The sequence below is a fragment of the Pseudomonas sp. W5-36 genome (assembly GCF_046540455.1).
Classification (GTDB): Bacteria; Pseudomonadota; Gammaproteobacteria; order Pseudomonadales; family Pseudomonadaceae; genus Aquipseudomonas; species Aquipseudomonas graminis_B.
In genome coordinates this window covers 20,202-38,704 of record NZ_JAXCIQ010000018.1, presented here as the reverse complement: position 1 = coordinate 38,704, position 18,503 = coordinate 20,202, and the positions used below count along the sequence as shown (strand labels likewise).

Here is an 18,503-nt window from a genome sequence, read left to right as displayed (position 1 = left end):
CCGTGATGCCAGGGAGTTCGCGCCATGAACGAGATTCGCACCGAAACGGCATCGCCATGGCATTCCGGCGAGCGTGCTCTGCAGGCCAAGGTCGGCGTTGCAGAGCGCATGGAAACCTTGGGCAAGCGCGTCATTCGTGACTACATGCCCGATCAGCACCGTGAGTTCTACGAGCACTTGCCGTACCTGATCATTGGCGCCGTGGACCCTGAAGGCTGGCCGTGGGCGAGCCTGCTGGACGCCCAGTCGGGTTTCATCCAATCACCCGATGCCAGGCGTCTGGACATCGCCCGACGTCCCGACGCCGAAGACCCGGCCGGCGCCGGATTCGCGCCCGGCGCGGCGGTGGGCATGCTCGGTATCGACCTGCACTCCCGCCGTCGCAACCGCCTCAACGGGCACATCCGCGACGTGTGGGAAAACGGTTTTTCCGTGAGCGTCGAGCACTCGTATGGTAATTGTCCGCAGTACATTCAGCTGCGGGCATTGAAGCAGGTGCCGCTCAAAGCTGTGGCGGAGCGTCCCCCTGTGCAGCGATTGACCGCGCTGGATGACGCCGCCATCGCCACCATTCGTGGTGCTGACACGTTCTTCGTCGCCAGCTATGTCGACCTTGAAGGCGCGCAGCCCCATCGATCGGTGGACGTGTCCCACCGCGGGGGCCAGACCGGGTTCGTGCGGGTGGACGGCGACGTGCTGACCATTCCAGACTTCGCCGGCAACCTGTTTTTCAACACGCTGGGCAACTTCCAGCTCAATCCCAAGGCCGGTCTGCTGTTCGTTGATTTCCAGACCGGCGAGCTGTTGCAAGTGGCAGGCACTGTCACGCTGGTGCTCGAAGGGCCGGAAATCGCGGCGTTCCAGGGCGCCGAACGGCTCTGGCAAGTGCGGGTGGAACAGGTGGTGCGTCGGCCGGCGGCGTTGCGCTCACGCTGGGCCTTTCAGGGGTGGTCGCCGAACAGCCTGATGACCGGCGACTGGCAGCAAACCGCCGCCCGTTTGCAGGCCGATGCCCTGCGCGATCAATGGCGGCCCCTGCGGGTGACGCGGATCGAGGACGAAAGTGACGGCATCCGTTCGTTCTATTTCGAGCCTGCCGACGGCGCAGGGTTGCCCGCGTTCAAGGCCGGTCAGCACCTGCCGCTGCGCCTGGCGCTTGAAGGCCATACGCCGCCGGTAATTCGCACCTACAGCCTGTCCAGCGCGCCGTCCGACGGATTTCTCCGCATCAGCGTCAAGCGCGACGGGCTCGCCTCGGCGTACCTGCATGATCAGGTGAAGGTCGGCGATCTGCTTGAGGCGCGGGCACCCCAGGGCCGTTTCGTGGTGGACCCGCAAGAGCGCCGGCCGCTGGTGCTGCTGGGTGCGGGCATTGGCGTCACGCCCATGCTGTCGATGCTGCGAGAAGTCATCTACGAAGGCAAACGGGTGCGGGGAGGGCGGGCGACCTGGTTCATCCAGAGTGCCCGTCGTCTGGTCGACCTGGCGTTTCGCGAAGAAGTGGACACACTCATTGCGAAGGCCGGCGATCAGTTGACCGTGATCCGCGTGCTGAGCCAGCCGGAAACGTCGGCGCGTGTGGGTGAAGATTTTCACCTGACCGGCCGCATCGACCTCGGTCTGCTCAAGGCACTGCTGCCGTTCGACGATTTTGATTTCTATGTGTGCGGGCCGGCGGCATTTACCCAAGAGATCTACGACGGCCTGCGCGGCATGCACATTCGCGATGAGCGCATTCATGCCGAGACCTTCGGCCCGTCCAGCCTCAAGCGCAGCGGTGATTCTCAAGCGATTGCCTTTGAGCAACCACCCGCTGCGACAGAAGCGGTGCCGGTGGTGTTCGAACGTTCTGCCAAGGAAGCGCGCTGGCGGCCCGGCGGTGGCAGCTTGCTGGAACTGGCCGAGAGCCGCGGTCTGAACCCGGAATTCAGCTGTCGCGGCGGATCCTGTGGCACCTGCAAGACCCGGCTCGTCAGTGGCCAGGTGCATTACCCGGTCCCGCCCGCTGAAAAGCCGGCGCCGGACCACGTACTGATCTGCTGCGCAGTCCCGGCTTCAGGGCCGTTGGTGCTCGATCTGTAACCACCCATGCGTGTGCGGGAGAGACGGCGATGAACCCATGGCCAGCGATCGAGAACGATGAAACCCCGATGCCCTATCAGGCCACCGAGCAGGAGATTTCCTGGTTGTTGCCGCAGTCGCTGGCGTCCCTGGCCGGCGAGCTTGCAGAAAACCACGAGCCCATCGACAACCCGGCGACCCTGCGGCTGTTCATGTGGGTGCGGTCGGTGTCGGGATTCGACCGGCCGCGATAATGGCAACGGTGGCAAACAGGACGTTTGCGCCGGCAACGGTTGAAATGAAGCCGCGTCTGGTCGGATGATGTGCGCCGGTTTGTTCACCGTTCGCAGCGGCTCACCGGCGACTCATCCCATCGGGGTGAGTGCCATGATCCATGCGGCGCTCGTTGCCCTTCACAAGGACGTTCATCTTGATCACCCGCAGAACCCTCATCGGCGCGTCGTTGCTGGCCGTGCCCACGTTGTTGAGCCTTTCCTCACTGGCTGCCGAGCGTCGCGCCGGGCCGTCTTCCGACCTGGCCATTGCGCAGCAACTCGCCGAACTCGAACGTCGCCACGGCGGCCGCCTGGGTGTCGCCATGCTGGACACCTCCAGCCAGCGCCTGATCAGCCATCGCGGCGATGAACGCTTTGCCCTGTGCAGCACCTTCAAATGCCTGGCCGCCGCCTGCGTGCTGGCGCGGGTCGACCAAAAGCACGAAGACCTGTCGCGGCGCATCGTCTATTCCGCCGAGCAACTGGTGGCGTATTCGCCGACCACCGAGCTGCATGCGGGCGGGCAGGGGCTGAGCGTGGGTTCGCTGTGCGAGGCGGCGATGACGCTGAGCGACAACACCGCGGCCAACCTGCTGCTCGACAGCGTGGGCGGTCCCGAAGGGTTGACCGCATGGTTGCGGTCAATGGGGGACACGCAAACCCGCCTCGACCGCCGTGAGCCCGAACTGAATGAAAACCGGCCGGACGACCTGCGCGACACCACCACCCCCGTCGCCATGTTGCAGACACTGAACATGCTGGTGCTGGGTGAAAAACTGACGCCGGCCTCGCGGGATCAGCTGACGGCGTGGCTGGTGAACAACCAGACCGGGGACAAGAAGCTGCGCGCCGGGGTCCCTGTCAGTTGGCGTGTGGGCGATAAAACCGGCTCCGGGGCCAACAATGCCAGCAACGACGTCGCCGTCATCTGGCCCGGCGAGCGGGGTCCCATGCTGGTCACGGCCTATTACACCGGTTCCAAGGCCAGCGGTGATCAGATCAACGCGCTGATGGCAGACATCGGGCGACTTGCCGCAGCGATGTAAAGGCTGGCTTTCGAAGGGATTGGGACAGGCCGAAAAATCTCGATACACATTGCTTCGATGAATCGGCCGTGCGCAGCCTACCGGTCGTCTCTGCCCACGCCCGATGACGGCTCTGGGCTGGTCTTAGGCCGGGCCTGCTGCGGCCGATGTTGCGCTCAATGGCCGAAAAACGCCTTTCTCTCACGCCGATATATGGCGCATTGATATTAAATTCCCTCCGCTAGACAACTGCAGCCTCGGCCAGCAAAACCGGGCACTTCAGATTTACACGCTGTAAGAAATGGCTGACAGACGCCTCCGTTTTTGCGCGCGGTCTCAAGACTGTCATCAAACAGAAATGTTTCCGGTTTTAAATCTGCCTCGGGTCTTCAACTGTGACCACACACACAAAATTCTCTTGTTGAGGTATTGCCGTGATTCTGCTGACTAAAAAACGCCTGTCGCTTCTGATGGCTTCGATGTGCCTGTCGGGTATGGCACACGCCGTTGATGTGACTGGCGCTGGTTCGAGTTTCGTATTCCCGGTTATCTCCCAGTGGTCGCAGGACTACAGCAAAACTGCTGACAATCGCGTCAACTACCAGTCGATCGGTTCGGGTGGCGGTATCGCCCAGATCAAGGCTGCCACCGTTGACTTCGGCGCGTCCGACGCCCCGATGTCCGCGGAAGACCTCAAGGCCGGCGGTCTGGGTCAATTCCCAAGCGTGATCGGCGGTATCGTTCCGGTCGTCAACCTCGAAGGCGTGAAAGCCAACGACGTGAAATTGAGCGGGCAGGTCCTCGCCGACATCTTCCAGGGCAAAATCACCAAGTGGAACGACCCTGAGATCGTCAAACTGAACGAAGGCGTGAAACTGCCTGAAACCAACATCACCGTGGTTCACCGTTCGGACGGCTCGGGCACCTCCTTCAACTTCACCAGCTACCTGACCAAAGTCAGCGACGCATGGAAATCCGGTCCAGGCACCGGTTCCGCCGTTCAATGGCCAGTGGGCGTGGGCGGCAAGGGCAACGAAGGTGTGGCGGCTTACGTAAAACAGATCAAGGGCTCGATCGGTTACGTTGAATACTCCTACGCCACCAAGAGCGATATCGCTTTCACCCAACTGCAAAACTCGGCTGGCGAGTTCATCAAGCCTGACGCCAAAGCCTTTGCCGCAGCGGCCGACACCGCCGACTGGGCCAACGCCAAAGACTTCAACCTGATCATGACCAACGCGCCGGGCAAGACGGCATGGCCGATCACCGCGACCACCTGGATCATCATGTACAAGCAACCGAAGAACGCCGAGAAAAGCGCGGCTGCTTTCGACTTCTTCAAATGGTCCCTGGAAAAAGGTCAGAGCGCCGCTGAAAAACTGGAATACGTACCTCTGCCTGCATCGCTGGTCAGCAAGATCGAAGACTACTGGAAAACCGAGTTCACCAAGTAACTCGACGTAATCCGGCTTACCCCTGCCACCGAGCGCTCGATGGCAGGGTTTCCTTGCGAGTGGACCTACCATGACTGATAACACCCAATACATGTCCGCTGTGATTCCGGATGCAATATCCGAGAGCGAAAAACGCGCGGCCCGCGATCACCGACACGACGCCTGGTTTCGGCGCACGATGCTGGGAGCGGCTCTGTTGGTGCTGCTGTTGCTGGCGAGTATCGCTGGCTCGACACTCTGGGGCGGTGCCCTGGCATTCAAGACGTTTGGCTTCGAATTTCTTACCAGTACCGAATGGGACGTGGTCAACGGCAAGTTCGGCGCGTTGGTACCGATCTACGGCACGTTGGTGACCTCCTTTCTCGCCCTGCTGATCGCCGTTCCGGTGAGCTTCGGCATCGCGGTTTTTCTGACTGAAGTCGCACCGCCCTGGTTGCGCATGCCCATCGCTTCGGCGGTGGAGCTGCTGGCGGGTATTCCTTCGATCATCTACGGCATGTGGGGCCTGTTCGTGTTCGGCCCGTTCATGGCCCAGTACATGGCCCCTTGGATCAACGACAACCTTGGCGCGCTGCCGCTGATCGGCCCGGTGTTTCAAGGCCCGCCCCTGGGCATCGGCATGCTCACCGCCGGCATCGTGCTGGCGATCATGATTATCCCGTTCATCACCTCGGTCATGACCGAAGTGTTCCGCAGCGTGCCCATCGCCCTTAAAGAGTCGGCTTACGCCCTGGGCGGCACGACGTGGGAAGTGGTCTGGGACATCGTCCTGCCTTACACCCGCTCGGCGGTGGTCGGCGGTGTGTTCCTGGGTCTGGGCCGTGCGCTCGGTGAAACCATGGCGGTGACCTTCGTATTGGGTAACGCGCACCAGTTCTCCGCATCGCTGATGATGCCGAGCAGCTCGATTGCTTCGGTGATTGCCAACGAGTTCAGCGAGGCCTACACCGACCTGCACCGTTCTGCACTGATCGCCCTGGGCTTCCTGCTGTTCGTGGTTACCTTCATCGTGCTGGCGATCGCCCGTCTGATGCTCTCTCGTCTGTCGCGCAAGGAGGGTCTATGAGTAAGGCCGATAACGAAAACCTGTACCGCTCACGCGCCATCAAGAACAGGATCGCGATGGTCCTGAGTTGCGCCGCGACGGCCTTCGGCCTGTTGTGGCTGGTGTGGATTCTGCTGACCACGATCGTCAACGGATTCGAAGCGCTGAACCTGCGGCTGTTCACTGAAATGACCCCGCCACCGGGCTCGTCCGGCGGTCTGGCCAACGCCTTCTACGGCAGCATCCTGATGTCCGGCATCGGCCTGCTGATCGGCACGCCGATTGGTTTGATGGCCGGTATCTGGCTGGCAGAGTTTGCCCGCAACACCAAGCTGGGCAACGCGGTGCGCTTCATCAACGACATTCTGTTGTCGGCGCCGTCGATCGTGCTCGGTCTGTTCGTGTACACCGCGGTGATCCTGCCCCTCAGCGCCGTGACCAACCACCAGGTGGGTTTCTCCGCCATCGCCGGCGCTCTGGCCCTGGCTCTGCTGGTGATCCCGGTGGTGGTGCGCACCACCGACGAAATGCTCCAGCTGCAACCGTCGACCATGCGCGAAGCCGCACTTGCGCTGGGTGTGCCGCAATGGAAGCTGACGCTGCAGATCGTCCTGCGTGCCGCCAAGGCCGGCGTGGTGACCGGCATTCTGCTGGCGCTGGCGCGCATCACCGGCGAAACCGCGCCGTTGCTGTTCACCGCCTTCGGCAACCAGTTCTGGAGCAGTGACCTGCTCAAACCGATCGCAAGCGTGCCTGTGGTGATCTTCCAGTACGCGATGAGCCCGTTCGATGACTGGCACTCCCTGGCCTGGGCCGGCGCCTTGATTATGACCATGTTTGTGCTGGTACTGAGCCTCAGTTCCCGTCTTCTCCTTTTGCGCAATAGGGCGTCCTGATGAACAACCTTTCCCTCGCCGACGAAAAAACCAAAATCCAGGTACGCGGTCTCGATTTCTACTACGGCACTCAGCGTTCGCTGAAGTCGGTCGACATGATCATCCCCGAGAAGCGCATCACCGCGATCATCGGCCCGTCCGGCTGCGGCAAGTCCACGCTGCTGCGCGTGTTCAACCGCATTTACTCGATGTACCCGAAGCAGGAAGCCAAAGGCGAAGTGATGCTCAACGGTGAGAATATTCTCGCCCCGGGCTACTCGATGAACCGCCTGCGCAGCAATGTCGGGATGGTGTTCCAGAAGCCGGTGCCGTTCCCGATGTCGATCTACGACAACATCGCCTACGCGGTGCGTCACCACGAGAAACTTTCTCGTCGCGAGATGGAAGAGCGCGTCGAGCAGGCCCTGCGCGGCGCGGCGTTGTGGGATGAAGTGAAAGACAAGCTCAAGCAGAGCGCCCAGAGCCTCTCTGGTGGTCAGCAACAGCGCCTGTGCATCGCCCGCACCATCGCGCTGCGCCCGCAAGTGCTGCTGCTGGACGAACCGACTTCAGCCCTCGACCCGATCTCCACCGGTCGCATCGAACAGCTGATCACCGAGCTCAAAGAGCAGTTCACCGTGATCATCGTCACCCACAACATGCAACAGGCCGCGCGCTGCTCGGACTACACCGCGTTCATGTTCATGGGCGAACTGATCGAACACGGCGACACCGACACCATTTTCACCAAGCCATCCAAGACCCAGACCGAGGATTACATCACCGGTCGTTTTGGCTGATTGAGGGTATTGCTGGCGCTGTAAAAGGTTTTAGTGGGACCGGCTTTAGCCGGGAAGAGAATGGTGTGAACGCCATCATTTTGTGCTGTCACCGCTGACGCTTTCCCGGCTGAAGCCGGTCCCACTAAGTCACGCGCGCATCGTAGGACTGGCTTTAGCCGGGAAGGCGTCGGCCGCTACACCGGAAATTTGGTGGTGTATTAACCGGCGTCTTCCCGGCTGAAGCCGGTCCTACAGTTGATCGCGGGGTGTTTTGTGGGACCGGCTTTAGCCGGGAAGGGGTCAGGGGCTACCGCGCAGAGCTGGTAGCGCTTGAATCCCCCATGAACGCCTCCAGCCGCTTGCGCAGCCAGCGTTCGGCGGGGTCGGTGTCCATGACGCTGAGCCAGACCATCGACAGCTCCAGATTCGGCGTCACGAACGGCAGCGGCTCACCGCGCAGACCGGTCCGGGCCATGGCACGGGTCAGGTGATCCGGCAAGTTGCACAGCAGATCCGTCCCCTCCATCAACGCCGGCAACGTGCTGTATTGCGGCACCGACAACACGGCGGTGCGCTTGCGCCCGATCGCCGCCAGCCACTCATCCGCAAAGCTTGAAATGTTCGCCACGTGTGAAACCACGACGTGGGGCCGGGTGCAGTATTCATCCAGGGTGATTGGCTCGGGCGAAGAATCGGCCCGCACCACCATCGGCCGCATGATGCGCAGCATTTTTCGCTTGGCATTGGCCGGCAGCTCACGGGTCAGGCAGACGCCGACGGTGATGTCGCCGGACATGAGCAGCTCCGAAACATTCCAGAAATTGACCTGCTTGATCACCAGCACGATGCCCGGCGCTTCTTCACGGATCGCGCGCAGCATCGGCGGCAACAGGCTGTATTCGACGTCATCGGACAGCCCGATGCGGAAGGTCATGTCGCTGCTGGCCGGATCGAATTCCCGCGTGAGGCTCAGGGCCACGGACATGGCGTCCAGCGCCGGCGACAGGTGACTGATGATCTCGTTGGCCCGCGCCGTGGGTTCCATGCGGTGCCCGACGCGAATGAACAAGGGATCGTTGAACAGCGCACGCAGGCGGTTGAGGGCAGCGCTGATGGTGGGTTGGCCGAGGAACAGCTTCTCGGCGGCGCGGGTCACGTTACGCTCTTGCATCAAGGTTTCGAACACCACCATCAGGTTGATGTCGGCCTTGCGCAGCTCATTGCGATTCATACATCGTCCCCGTTACCCGACATTCTTCACCCTGCTGTAGAGGTCTGCGACAGATGGACGCAGTTTATGGAGCGCGGTCGTTCGGCGTCCAGCCTTCTTGGCTGAAGCCAGTCCTACCGGTGGATGCGTACGTTCAGTGGGCCCGGCTGGACCGCGAATTGTAGGACCGGCTTCAGCCGGGAAGAGGCCAGCGTGCGCATCCTCGATTTTGCGGCGTGACCGTCGAGGCCCTGTCTGCCAATACCGGCCGCTCCTGGGTTTTCGCCACGGGCGTACTGATCCCGATGAACTTCAGCAGAACCCCATGAGTCAGCATTAAAACGCTCACCATGAGGCTCCACATTCCATGCAGATTTCCTTGAAAGGCCAGGTCGCCCTTGTCACTGGCGCCAGTTCCGGACTGGGTGCTGGCGCGGCCAGAGGGCTCGCAGCGACAGGCGCGGCAGTGGTCGTCAACTACCACTCGCAGCCCGAACCCGCGCAGAAGCTTGCGCAAGAAATCATCGACGCCGGCGGCCAGGCCATCGCCATAGGCGCCGACGTGTCCAACGAGCAGGACGTGGAGAAGCTGTTCGCCGAGACCCTCAAGGCGTTCGGCCGCCTGGACATCCTCGTCGCCAATTCCGGGCTGCAGAAGGATGCCGCCTTCGCCGACCTGACCCTCGAAGACTGGAACACCGTCATCAACGTTAACCTCACCGGCCAGTTCCTCTGCGCCCGCGCTGCGGTGCGGCAGTTCGCCAAACAGGACATCCGCCCCGAGGTGTCCCGCGCCCGGGGCAAGATCATCCACATGAGTTCGGTGCATCAGGTCATCCCCTGGGCCGGCCACGTCAACTACGCCGCCTCTAAGGGCGGCGTCGATCTGTTGATGCGCAGCATTGCGCAAGAGGTCGGCGAGCAGCGCATCCGCGTCAACAGCGTTGCGCCTGGGGCGATTCGCACGGCCATCAACACCAAGGCCACCAGTGGCGACGCCGAGAAGAAACTGCTGGAGCTGATCCCCTACGGTCGCGTGGGCGAGGCCGATGATGTCGCCAATGCCGTTGTCTGGCTGGCGTCGGATGCGTCCGACTATGTGCATGGCACGACGCTGTTCATCGACGGTGGCATGAGCCTCTACCCGGAGTTCCGCAACAATGGCTGAACACTCTCCGATCCCCGATGAACAAGAGCCCCAGAACGCCATCGAAGACCACGGAATTATCGGTGACATGCGCAGCGCCGCGCTGGTGGCCGACACCGGCAGCATCGACTTCTGCTGCTGGCCCGATTTCGACAGCCCGAGTATTTTCACCGCGCTGCTGGACACCCCTGACGCAGGGATTTTCCAGCTGGCGCCGATCTTGCCGGATGCCCGTCGCCAGCAGCTGTATCTGCCGCAAACCAACGTGCTGATGACACGCTGGATCGCCAAGGACGCGGTCGTCGAGGTCACTGACCTGATGCCCATTGCGTCCGAAGTAGACAGCCTGCCGCGCCTGATCCGCCGCATTCATGTTCGTCATGGCCAGGCCGCGGTGCGCATGCTCTGCCGGGTGCGCCATGACTACAGCCGGGCTGACACCACCGCGCAGATGGACGGTGAGGACATTCGTTTTGAGGCCGAAGGCCAGCCTGCCATGCGTCTGGCGGCGACCACCGGATTGATGCTCGAAGGCCAGGCCGCAGTGGCAGAGTTCGAGATGAAGCAGGGCGATGTGGTCGAGTTCATGCTCGGCGGTGCCGACGATCCGCTGGTCAAAGCGACCAATTGCGATTGCGATCTGAAAAACACCGTCAACTACTGGCAGCACTGGAGCCGGCACTCCAACTACCGCGGTCGCTGGCGTGAAATGGTCAACCGCTCGGCCCTGGCGCTCAAGCTGCTGACCTCGCGCAAGCATGGCAGTATCGTCGCTGCGGCGACCTTCGGCCTGCCGGAAGAAGAGGGCGGCGAGCGCAACTGGGATTACCGCTACACCTGGATCCGCGACGCGTCGTTCACCGTCTACGCCTTCATGCGCTTGGGGTATACCGAGGAGGCCAACGCTTTCATGCACTGGGTCCGCGACCGCATGGGCGATTGCTGCGAGGACGCCAACAAGCTCGGCATTCTCTACGCCCTGGACGGCCGCGAAGAATTGCCCGAAGAAGAGCTGGATCACCTCAGCGGCTACGGCGGTGCGTCGCCGGTGCGCATCGGCAACGAGGCCTACAAGCAGACGCAACTGGACATCTATGGCGAGCTGCTTGACGCGGTGTACCTGGCCAACAAATACGGTGAGGCCATTTCCCACGAGGGCTGGAAGCACGTTACCCGGCTGGTGAACGAGTTGTGCGAAACCTGGAACAGCAAGGACGTCGGGATCTGGGAGATGCGTGGCGACGACCAGCATTTCCTGCATTCGCGGCTGATGTGCTGGGTCGCCCTGGACCGCGCGCTTCGCCTGTCGCTGAAACGTTCGCTGCCGGCACCCTTCGATCGCTGGGACAAGGCGCGCCAGGCCATCCATGACGACATCTGGGACAACTTCTGGGACGCCGACCTGGGTCATTTCGTCCAGCACAAGGGCAGCAAAAACCTCGACGCGTCGATGCTGCTGATGCCGCTGGTGCGCTTCGTCGGTGCCAGCGATCCCAAGTGGCTGAAAACCCTGGAGGCTATCGAACGGACGCTGGTGCGCGACGGCATGGTCTTCCGCTATCGCAATGACGATGACCACCAGGATGGCCTTGAAGGTGAGGAAGGCGCGTTCGTGGCCTGTTCGTTCTGGTACGTCGAGTGCCTGGCCCGCGCCGGGCGGGTGGAGCAGGCGCATCTTGAGTTTGAACAACTGCTGCGCTACGCCAACCCGCTGGGTCTGTACGCCGAGGAGTTCGACGCCCACGGCCACCATCTGGGCAACACGCCGCAAGCCCTCAGCCACCTCGCGCTGATCAGTGCGGCGAGTTTTCTGGACCGCAAACTCGAAGGCAGCCAGACCCTCTGGCAGCCCTGACTTCCGGCATTAAAGGAGAAAATCAATGGCTCATGCATTCAAGGTCGGTGACCACGTGCGCTGGAATTCCGAAGCCGGGCACGTCGTCGGCAAAGTGACCAAGGTGCACACTAAGGAGGTGGAGTTCATGGGCCGTCATCGCCATGCCTCACCCGATGCGCCGCAGTACGAGGTCAAGAGTGACAAGACCGGCCACCTGGCGATGCACAAGGAGGACGCGCTGGAAAAGGCGTGAGCTTCGCCTCTTCGCTGTCGAGGGGATCCGGATACGAAAACGCAGCGATGATGGTCATCATCGCTGCGTTTTTTTGTGGCGGTGATCGGTGCCGTTACGGAATCAGACGCTGTGCCCGCAACGTATCGAACACGTCAAAGAACGCCTGATCGCTGGCTTGAAACGCGTTAAAGCCCAATGCTCGGCTTTTCGACATGTCGGTCACCACTTCGATCGGGCGGCCGAGGTCGGCATCGGTGTGCCATGGCGAAATGAGGCGCGTGATGTCGGCTTCTTTCAGACCGTGAGTGCGGACCAGTTCGTCCCATGCGGCCTGATCGTTTGCCATCTGCTCTTCCAGTGGGGAAACCTTCTCCGGGAATTCGGCAGGGTGCACACCGAAGTACTCGGCGATCTGGCCCCACATCCACTTCCAGCGAAACACGTCGCCGTTGGTGATGTTAAATGCCTGGTCCGCCGCAGCGGGCGTGGTCGCCGCCCACAGTTGCTGTTTGGCCAGTTGCCGGGCGTCGGTCATGTCGGTGAGGCTGTCCCACTGCATGCGGGAGCCGGGGAACACGAACGGGCGGCCGGTCGCTTTGCAGATCGACGCATACACTGCGAGGGTGGTCGCCATGTTCATCGCATTGCCCACCGCAACGCCGGTGACGGTGTGCGGACGGTGCACGCTCCAGGTAAAACCATCGCGTTTGGCGGCGGCAAAGACTTCATCTTCCTGAGCGTAGTAAAAGTTTTCGATGTCCAGCCGACCCTGGGACTCGCGGAACGGGGTCTGCGGCAGGGTGCCTTTGCCGTAGGCTTCGAACGGGCCAAGGTAATGCTTCAGTCCGGTGACCAGCGCGACATGTTTGACGCTCTTCGCCGGGCTCAGGGCGTCCAGCACGTTACGCACCATGGCCGCGTTGACGCGAATGTTTTCGGCTTCGGTCGCCTGACGCGACCAAGTGGTAAGGAAGACGTGGCTCGGTTTGAGGTCCGCGAGGGCCTGCTTGACCGATGCCGGGTCTTGCAGATCCGCTGCGACGGGGATCACGCCCGGCGTTTGCGAGGGACGGCGGGAAAGGGCGGCCACCTGCCAACCGTTATCGAGCAACAGTTGAGTGGTTGCGCTGCCGACGATGCCGCTGGCGCCGACGACCAAGGCCGTTTGAGTCATGGGGGTCTCCTGATTGATCGAGTGGAACGGGCTTCATAATCATGCAGCCCTCAGGTTTCAGAACGGCAGCGGCGTCGATAGGTTCACCGCGATTGGCCGGGTGCGACCTCATACCGCGCTTGATCACCCGACCAGTCGCGCCGCGCCATACATGCCGATGGCAAAGATTATGTGCCCGACCACGTTTTGCAGCCGCGCCACGGTCGGCTGCGGTGCCTTGTTGCAGGCGACCCCGACACCCATGCCGGGCTGCAGGATGAACCAGCCGGCGCCGACGGTGACCAGTCCGACGATCAGGGCCGGCAGGAAGGTCGGCCCATGCGCCCATTGCACGCCCCAGATGAATAACAGCGCGGCGGCGAACAGCACGCCGACGGTGTAATGCATAAACCAGCCAATCGCCAGTTCATTGGGGACGGGAGGGGAAATACCGATGCCATTGCGGTGCACGAACTGTCCCTTGGGCATCCCGGCAAACCAGCGCCCGACGAGGTGCCAGGGCGGGGTCGGCAAACCCAGCACCGCTTTCAGCAACAACGCCCAGAGATCCAGCAGCGCGGTGCCGCCCATGCCGATGAGAATTGTCAGGTAAATGAATTCGAACATGTCCGTCCCTGTGTCGATGGGCGAGTGATGGGCGGAAACGTTAGCAGTTTTGTCAGAGAAAGCGCGCCGGTTGACTGAACGCGACGCCTTGGTGGGACCGGCTTCAATCGGGAAGAGGCCTGCATGAACACCGTGAGATCTGCAGTGTGACATCCGAGGCCTTCCCGGCTAAAGCCGGTCCCACATTCAGGTTCGCAGCCAGTCCCATTGACTGCACGCAATTCCCTTAGTGGGACCGGCTTCAGCCGGGAAGAGGCCCGCATTAACACCGTGAGATTTGCAGTGTGACATCTGACGCCTTCCCGGCTAAAGCCGGTCCCACATTAACGGCCGCTCAAGCGCTTACCAGCGGTCATTGCCCGGACCGTGGTCAAAACCTCTGCGGTATCCGCCGTCGTAGTAGCCACGGGGCGGCGGTGGCGCGAAGCGACGATATTCGACTCGCTCACGCACTGGCACATAGACAACCTGCTGGTACTGCGGCTGATAACGCGGCGCGTAGCGCGGTTGCGGGCGGTAATCCTGATAGCGATCGTGTCGGTCGTGGCTGGACTGACTGATCACCGCGGCCAGTACGGCACCCACGGCGGCTCCGGCGATGACGGGCACAATCACGTTGCGTTCGCTGGCGGACGCCGCACCGGCGCTGGCGAGCAGACCGGACAGGATCAGGGCTTGGGTCATCTTGGACATCATGGTGTCTCCTTTGGCGAAAGAGTGGGTTCGCCATGGACGTATGAAACACCGGATCCGTGTAAACCCACGTCTAGGATCGGTAAAGGTTGCGTAAACCCGGGTCGAACTCTAAACGACCCGTGGCGCAGGCCTGGGCCTCGGGTTTTGCCTCGCGAGGCATACCATCCTTGCGCCGAACCCGCAAAAAACAACGACCGCCGATCAGCCAGCGGCTTGGCGGGCGAAACCTCCGGCGACAAGTTGAATCAACTGGTTACGTATGTGAGGGTGAGGGGAAGTAAGATGGTGACCGACGATCTCGTCCGGTGGAACAGCCACTGGCGGCTAAATGACCACACTGTGTTGTGCAGGACCTGCAAGGCCCGGCAGAGCGAAGCAGAACGGGAAGCGACGTTTGTGCATTTGCCGACGTGCGGCTATGCCCGCGAATCCGCGCACCCCTGGGATGAGCTCGACGCCAGTTGCGGACTGCAGACCTCTCACTGAACCTCGCCGCCCCTCACCGCGCCGCAACGGCTCTGAACATCAGGCTTGGGGCCTGGCCGGGCACGTCATCGAGCTCGCCGCAGCGTTGCATGCCGATTTTCTCCAGCACGCGGATAGATGCAGCGTGGGTCGGCCGCACGTAACCCAGCACCTCATCCAGCCTCAGCGTCGAAAATCCGTGCTCCAGCGCGGCCAGGCCCATCTCCGTGGCAAACCCCCGTCCCCACGCCTCAACGGCAAACCGATAGCCCAGATTGACCCGCTGCTCGCCCATAAAATCATGAAGCCCGATGCCGCCGAAGCCGATGATGTGTTCGGGCGCATCCTTGCGCGCAATCGCCCACCAGCCGAAGCCGTGGGCCTGCCAGTGCTCGATCCACCCCTCAAGCATGGCGGCTGCCTGGGCCTCATCAGTCATGGGCCCCGAAGGGTTGAACAGTTGTGTCTGCGGGTCGCTGTAGATGGCGAACAGGCGGGCAAGATCATCAGGGTCAGGGGCGCGGTAGATCAGATGAGGGCTGCTCATGGGCATGGCCGGTGTTCCTTCGCTGAGCCTTCACTGTGTTGGCAGCGGATCGCTGCCGTTGACGCTCTGATCTACCAGCTGAATGCGGTTGCGTCCACCCCGTTTCGATTCATACAAGGCCGCATCGCTGCGCTCGATCAACGCCGCCAGGTTGGGCGGCGGTTGGCTGAACAGGCTGGCGCCGATGCTCAACGTCACGGGCTGGGGCGTGGAAAAGGTTGCCGAGGCCGTCGCGTGAAAGGCCTCACGCAGCGTGCTCCCTACGGCCAGCAAGTGCTCGCTGGACGTGTCACTGAGCAACACCACGAATTCGTCACCGCCCAGGCGCGCTGCCAGCGACCCCTGGGGCAAGGCCGCACGGATGATGTCGCTGAGCGCGACCAGCAGCCGGTCGCCGGCGCTGTGGCCATAGAGGTCGTTGACCAGTTTGAAATTGTCGACGTCCATCAGCAGCAGCGCTGCCGGTCGAGCCTGCGAGACACTTTCCAGCAGACGCTGCCCGCGCATTTCCAGCGCGCGGCGGTTGTAAAGCGCCGTCAGCGGATCCCGCGCCGCCAGCCGGGCCATGCGTTTTTCCCGGCGATGACGCTCCGAGCCGGTCATCGACAGGGCGATCAGCATCACCGCCATCGTCCCTTCGACCAGCGAAATCTGGATGATCTCGCCACGAAAGGCCGCCAGATCGATCAGCGTGCCAGGTACCACCGCTGTGACTGCCTTGGAAAAATAGAACAGGCCGTGGACCAGCAGCACATAGCGCAACTGCACCGCGCCGACGCTCAGGGACTTGCCGTGGGGGCGCAGCAGCCCGCTGGCCTTGACCATGAGCAGCGAGATCAACAGCGAGTTGGCGGCCAGCATCACCTTTGACCACCACGGCTGGTCCGGCAGCAGCAACAGCCCGAGCCACAGGACGAAGATCAGGTACCAGGCCTTGGACAGCCGGGCTTCGGTAAACCGCGCAACGCCCAGCAGGAAGAGCCAGTGGGCGGTGACCAGCAAGCCGTTGGCGAACCAGATGCCAATCACCAGAATGCCGCTGCTGCGCAGCAATGCCAGGGTGGAGCCCACCGAAATGGTGGCGAATCCTGCGCTCCAGAACAGCAACGAAGGCCCCCGCACCGTCTGCCATTCCACGGCCAGGTACAGCGCTGCCGCCGCAGCGAGGGCGATGGTGATCGTCAGCAGGGTGGTCGGGTCGAGCGCCATAAGCAGCCTGGTGGGTAAGGAGGGGGGTGGTTGGGCGAATGTCAGCCCTGGCAGGCTTTTTTTCGCAGGCCGATGTGTATCGGCCACCTCGACAAAACTTTAACGCCGGCGCCGTTCCGCTAGAATGGCGCAGACCCGGCCGTCGTTGATCAAGGAATTCTCCCTGGGGAGCGAACGGGTGCGACCATCGGCACCCCGGGCAGGACGCAAAAGCGAGGCGGCAGTGATCGAGCGGCGAGAATTCAGCGGGGGCATGAAGGGCAAGAATCTTCGCTACGTGGATGAGAACAAGCATGCCCCCTCGGCCCAGACCCGAACCGGCTTCCTGCTGCTCGAACACTTCTCGTTGCCGGCTTTCACCCAGGCTCTGGACACATTCGTCACGGCCAACCTTCTGCGCCCCGAACTGTTCACCTCGCAGACATTCGGCTTGCACGAGGGCGAAGTGATCAGTGATCTGGGGCTCGTCATTCGGCCCGACGCGCGGCTCGACGTCTCGGCGCTGAAGGACCTCGACCTGCTGGTGGTCTGTGGCGGTTATCGCGCCGGGCTAAAGGCCGATGAGCGAATGTCCCACCTGCTGACCACGGCTGCCGAGCATGGCATTACCCTCGCCGGGCTGTGGAATGGCGCCTGGTTCCTCGGCGCAGCCGGCCTGCTCGACGGCTACCGGTGCGCGATTCACCCCGAGCACCGCGCCGCCCTGGCGGAGATCTGCAAAGTCAGTGAGGTGACCAGCGAAGCCTTCGTCATCGACCGCGATCGCCTCACCGCCGCCAGCCCGGCGGGGGCGTTTCACATGGCGCTGGAATGGATCAAGACCCTGCACGACAAGGCCCTGATCGAAGGCATCGAGGACATTCTGTCTTTCGAGGAGTCGCGCTATCGGCGGATCAAGCCAAGCCGGCACATGACGGTCAGCGCACCGCTCAAGGAAGTGGTCAAGTTGATGGACGCCAACCTGGAAGAACCCTTGGAGCTTGAGCAACTGGCGGCGTACGCCGGGCGTTCGCGGCGACAGATCGAGCGGCTCTTTCAGGAGCAGTTGGGCACCACCCCGCAACGCTATTACCTGGAATTGCGCATCACCGAGGCCCGGCGCCTGCTGCAGCACACCGAGTTGACCCAGGTGGAGGTGCTGGTGGCCTGCGGGTTTGTCTCGCCGAGCCATTTCAGCAAATGCTACAGCGCCTACTTCGGCTATCGGCCCTCCAAAGAAAAGCGTCTGGTCAAATGAGTGCCGCCTTGATTTACCCGCCCGTCAGCCCAACCCTGTAGGCTTCGTTCTGACAAGGACAGGCAGGCACAGACCAGCACTGCCGGACCCAGGCCTGGCAGCACAGAGACAGCGTCAATGAGTGAAATCAGCACCAAAATAATCACCGTCGAGGGCCATGCCGCCCTCAAGAAAGAGCTCGACTACCTCTGGCGCGAGCACCGCCCTGACATCACGCAAAAAGTGGCGTGGGCCGCTTCCCTGGGGGATCGCAGCGAGAACGCCGATTATCAGTACAACAAGAAGCTGCTGCGCGAGATCGACCGGCGGGTGCGCTACCTGCGCAAACGTCTGGAAGACATGCGCGTGGTTGCCTATTCGCCGGAGCAGGAAGGCCGGGTGTTCTTCGGCGCGTGGGTCGAGGTCGAGGACGAGGAGGGCGAGAGCAAGCGTTTCCGCATCGTCGGTTATGACGAGATCTACGGCCGTATGGATTACATCTCCATCGATTCGCCTATGGCCCGGGCGCTGCTGAAGAAACAAGTCGACGATGAAGTCTCGGTGCCGGTTCCGTCCGGCAGCAAGCAATGGTGGATCACTAAAATCGAATACCTGAACTAGCCGCAGCGTTGCGCTGGCCGGTC

The 18,503-nt window shown here is 62.2% G+C and carries 18 protein-coding genes; 12 read left to right on the top strand and 6 right to left on the bottom strand.

Annotated elements, in window-relative coordinates; genetic code table 11:
- Window positions 1-24: 24 nt before the first annotated feature.
- The 7 genes from SLW74_RS22635 (at window position 25) to pstB (ending at window position 7,535) form a co-directional block, all read left to right on the top strand.
- Entirely contained in the window at window positions 25-2,082 is a 2,058-nt protein-coding gene (locus SLW74_RS22635) for a pyridoxamine 5'-phosphate oxidase family protein (protein WP_410930187.1), read from the top strand.
- Between the two features lie 29 nt (window positions 2,083-2,111).
- Window positions 2,112-2,315 carry a hypothetical protein gene (locus SLW74_RS22630; RefSeq protein ID WP_192130202.1) on the top strand — a complete coding sequence of 68 codons (204 nt, stop codon included), beginning with the start codon at window positions 2,112-2,114 and terminating at the stop codon, window positions 2,313-2,315.
- A gap of 176 nt (window positions 2,316-2,491) precedes the next feature.
- Window positions 2,492-3,382: a class A beta-lactamase gene (gene bla, locus SLW74_RS22625; protein ID WP_410930186.1), complete on the top strand. Its 891-nt coding sequence runs from the start codon at window positions 2,492-2,494 to the stop codon at window positions 3,380-3,382.
- 413 nt (window positions 3,383-3,795) lie between these two features.
- Window positions 3,796-4,815, top strand: a complete 1,020-nt coding sequence (gene pstS / locus SLW74_RS22620) for a phosphate ABC transporter substrate-binding protein PstS (RefSeq protein WP_065988540.1) — start codon at window positions 3,796-3,798, stop codon at window positions 4,813-4,815.
- Window positions 4,816-4,885: 70 nt separating this feature from the next.
- The gene (gene pstC / locus SLW74_RS22615) at window positions 4,886-5,881 is read left to right on the top strand and encodes a phosphate ABC transporter permease subunit PstC (protein WP_065988539.1); all 996 of its coding nucleotides are present in this window, start codon (window positions 4,886-4,888) and stop codon (window positions 5,879-5,881) included.
- Window positions 5,878-6,756, top strand: coding sequence for a phosphate ABC transporter permease PstA (pstA, locus tag SLW74_RS22610; protein WP_065988538.1), 879 nt, complete (start codon window positions 5,878-5,880; stop codon window positions 6,754-6,756). The genes pstC and pstA overlap by 4 nt, the downstream gene beginning before the upstream one ends.
- Window positions 6,756-7,535, top strand: a complete 780-nt coding sequence (pstB, locus tag SLW74_RS22605) for a phosphate ABC transporter ATP-binding protein PstB (protein ID WP_065988537.1) — start codon at window positions 6,756-6,758, stop codon at window positions 7,533-7,535. Before pstA ends, pstB begins: the two co-directional genes overlap by 1 nt.
- 289 nt (window positions 7,536-7,824) lie before the next feature.
- Here the strand turns inward: pstB and SLW74_RS22600 are convergent, their stop codons facing one another.
- Window positions 7,825-8,748, bottom strand: a complete 924-nt coding sequence (locus tag SLW74_RS22600; protein ID WP_065988536.1) for a LysR family transcriptional regulator — start codon at window positions 8,746-8,748, stop codon at window positions 7,825-7,827.
- Window positions 8,749-9,094: 346 nt separating this feature from the next.
- Here SLW74_RS22600 and SLW74_RS22595 point away from each other — a divergent pair, with 346 nt between their 5' ends.
- From SLW74_RS22595 to SLW74_RS22585, 3 genes are read left to right on the top strand one after another with little or no spacing between them, the layout of a single operon-like run.
- Window positions 9,095-9,895 carry a glucose 1-dehydrogenase gene (locus SLW74_RS22595; protein WP_410930185.1) on the top strand — a complete coding sequence of 267 codons (801 nt, stop codon included), beginning with the start codon at window positions 9,095-9,097 and terminating at the stop codon, window positions 9,893-9,895.
- A complete protein-coding gene (locus tag SLW74_RS22590; RefSeq protein ID WP_410930184.1) occupies window positions 9,888-11,729 on the top strand; it encodes a glycoside hydrolase family 15 protein in 1,842 nt (613 codons plus the stop codon). The genes SLW74_RS22595 and SLW74_RS22590 overlap by 8 nt, the downstream gene beginning before the upstream one ends.
- A 25-nt stretch (window positions 11,730-11,754) precedes the next feature.
- The gene (locus SLW74_RS22585; protein WP_265386250.1) at window positions 11,755-11,964 is read left to right on the top strand and encodes a DUF2945 domain-containing protein; all 210 of its coding nucleotides are present in this window, start codon (window positions 11,755-11,757) and stop codon (window positions 11,962-11,964) included.
- Between the two features lie 94 nt (window positions 11,965-12,058).
- On the opposite strand, the gene SLW74_RS22580 is transcribed toward SLW74_RS22585, so the two are convergent.
- From SLW74_RS22580 to SLW74_RS22560, 5 genes are all read right to left on the bottom strand, one after another.
- A complete protein-coding gene (locus SLW74_RS22580; protein WP_065988533.1) occupies window positions 12,059-13,120 on the bottom strand; it encodes an SDR family oxidoreductase in 1,062 nt (353 codons plus the stop codon).
- A 123-nt stretch (window positions 13,121-13,243) separates the two neighbouring features.
- Window positions 13,244-13,726 carry a DUF2938 family protein gene (locus tag SLW74_RS22575; RefSeq protein WP_410930183.1) on the bottom strand — a complete coding sequence of 161 codons (483 nt, stop codon included), beginning with the start codon at window positions 13,724-13,726 and terminating at the stop codon, window positions 13,244-13,246.
- Between the two features lie 342 nt (window positions 13,727-14,068).
- On the bottom strand, window positions 14,069-14,422 hold the full coding sequence (locus SLW74_RS22570) for a hypothetical protein (RefSeq protein WP_065988531.1): 354 nt from the start codon (window positions 14,420-14,422) through the stop codon (window positions 14,069-14,071).
- 499 nt (window positions 14,423-14,921) lie between these two features.
- Window positions 14,922-15,440 (bottom strand): GNAT family N-acetyltransferase, encoded by a 519-nt coding sequence (locus SLW74_RS22565; protein ID WP_410930182.1) that lies wholly within the window; start codon window positions 15,438-15,440, stop codon window positions 14,922-14,924.
- Window positions 15,441-15,464: 24 nt separating this feature from the next.
- The gene (locus SLW74_RS22560) at window positions 15,465-16,643 is read right to left on the bottom strand and encodes a GGDEF domain-containing protein (protein ID WP_192130211.1); all 1,179 of its coding nucleotides are present in this window, start codon (window positions 16,641-16,643) and stop codon (window positions 15,465-15,467) included.
- 253 nt (window positions 16,644-16,896) lie between these two features.
- Here SLW74_RS22560 and SLW74_RS22555 point away from each other — a divergent pair, with 253 nt between their 5' ends.
- Window positions 16,897-17,880 carry a GlxA family transcriptional regulator gene (locus SLW74_RS22555; protein ID WP_410930224.1) on the top strand — a complete coding sequence of 328 codons (984 nt, stop codon included), beginning with the start codon at window positions 16,897-16,899 and terminating at the stop codon, window positions 17,878-17,880.
- A 126-nt stretch (window positions 17,881-18,006) separates the two neighbouring features.
- A complete protein-coding gene (gene greB, locus SLW74_RS22550) occupies window positions 18,007-18,480 on the top strand; it encodes a transcription elongation factor GreB (protein ID WP_065988745.1) in 474 nt (157 codons plus the stop codon).
- Window positions 18,481-18,503: the final 23 nt, after the last annotated feature.

Excerpts from the sequence above, each read along its gene's own strand:
- SLW74_RS22565 (WP_410930182.1), bottom strand. The coding sequence starts at position 15,440 with ATGCCCATGAGCAGCCCTCATCTGATCTACCGCGCCCCTGACCCTGAT.
- SLW74_RS22585 (WP_265386250.1), top strand. The coding sequence starts at position 11,755 with ATGGCTCATGCATTCAAGGTCGGTGACCACGTGCGCTGGAATTCCGAA.
- SLW74_RS22555 (WP_410930224.1), top strand. The coding sequence starts at position 16,897 with ATGAAGGGCAAGAATCTTCGCTACGTGGATGAGAACAAGCATGCCCCC.
- pstB (WP_065988537.1), top strand. The coding sequence starts at position 6,756 with ATGAACAACCTTTCCCTCGCCGACGAAAAAACCAAAATCCAGGTACGC.
- SLW74_RS22570 (WP_065988531.1), bottom strand. The coding sequence starts at position 14,422 with ATGATGTCCAAGATGACCCAAGCCCTGATCCTGTCCGGTCTGCTCGCC.
- SLW74_RS22590 (WP_410930184.1), top strand. The coding sequence starts at position 9,888 with ATGGCTGAACACTCTCCGATCCCCGATGAACAAGAGCCCCAGAACGCC.
- SLW74_RS22595 (WP_410930185.1), top strand. The coding sequence starts at position 9,095 with ATGCAGATTTCCTTGAAAGGCCAGGTCGCCCTTGTCACTGGCGCCAGT.
- SLW74_RS22635 (WP_410930187.1), top strand. The coding sequence starts at position 25 with ATGAACGAGATTCGCACCGAAACGGCATCGCCATGGCATTCCGGCGAG.
- SLW74_RS22560 (WP_192130211.1), bottom strand. The coding sequence starts at position 16,643 with ATGGCGCTCGACCCGACCACCCTGCTGACGATCACCATCGCCCTCGCT.
- SLW74_RS22575 (WP_410930183.1), bottom strand. The coding sequence starts at position 13,726 with ATGTTCGAATTCATTTACCTGACAATTCTCATCGGCATGGGCGGCACC.
- SLW74_RS22630 (WP_192130202.1), top strand. The coding sequence starts at position 2,112 with ATGAACCCATGGCCAGCGATCGAGAACGATGAAACCCCGATGCCCTAT.
- pstC (WP_065988539.1), top strand. The coding sequence starts at position 4,886 with ATGACTGATAACACCCAATACATGTCCGCTGTGATTCCGGATGCAATA.
- SLW74_RS22600 (WP_065988536.1), bottom strand. The coding sequence starts at position 8,748 with ATGAATCGCAATGAGCTGCGCAAGGCCGACATCAACCTGATGGTGGTG.
- pstA (WP_065988538.1), top strand. The coding sequence starts at position 5,878 with ATGAGTAAGGCCGATAACGAAAACCTGTACCGCTCACGCGCCATCAAG.
- SLW74_RS22580 (WP_065988533.1), bottom strand. The coding sequence starts at position 13,120 with ATGACTCAAACGGCCTTGGTCGTCGGCGCCAGCGGCATCGTCGGCAGC.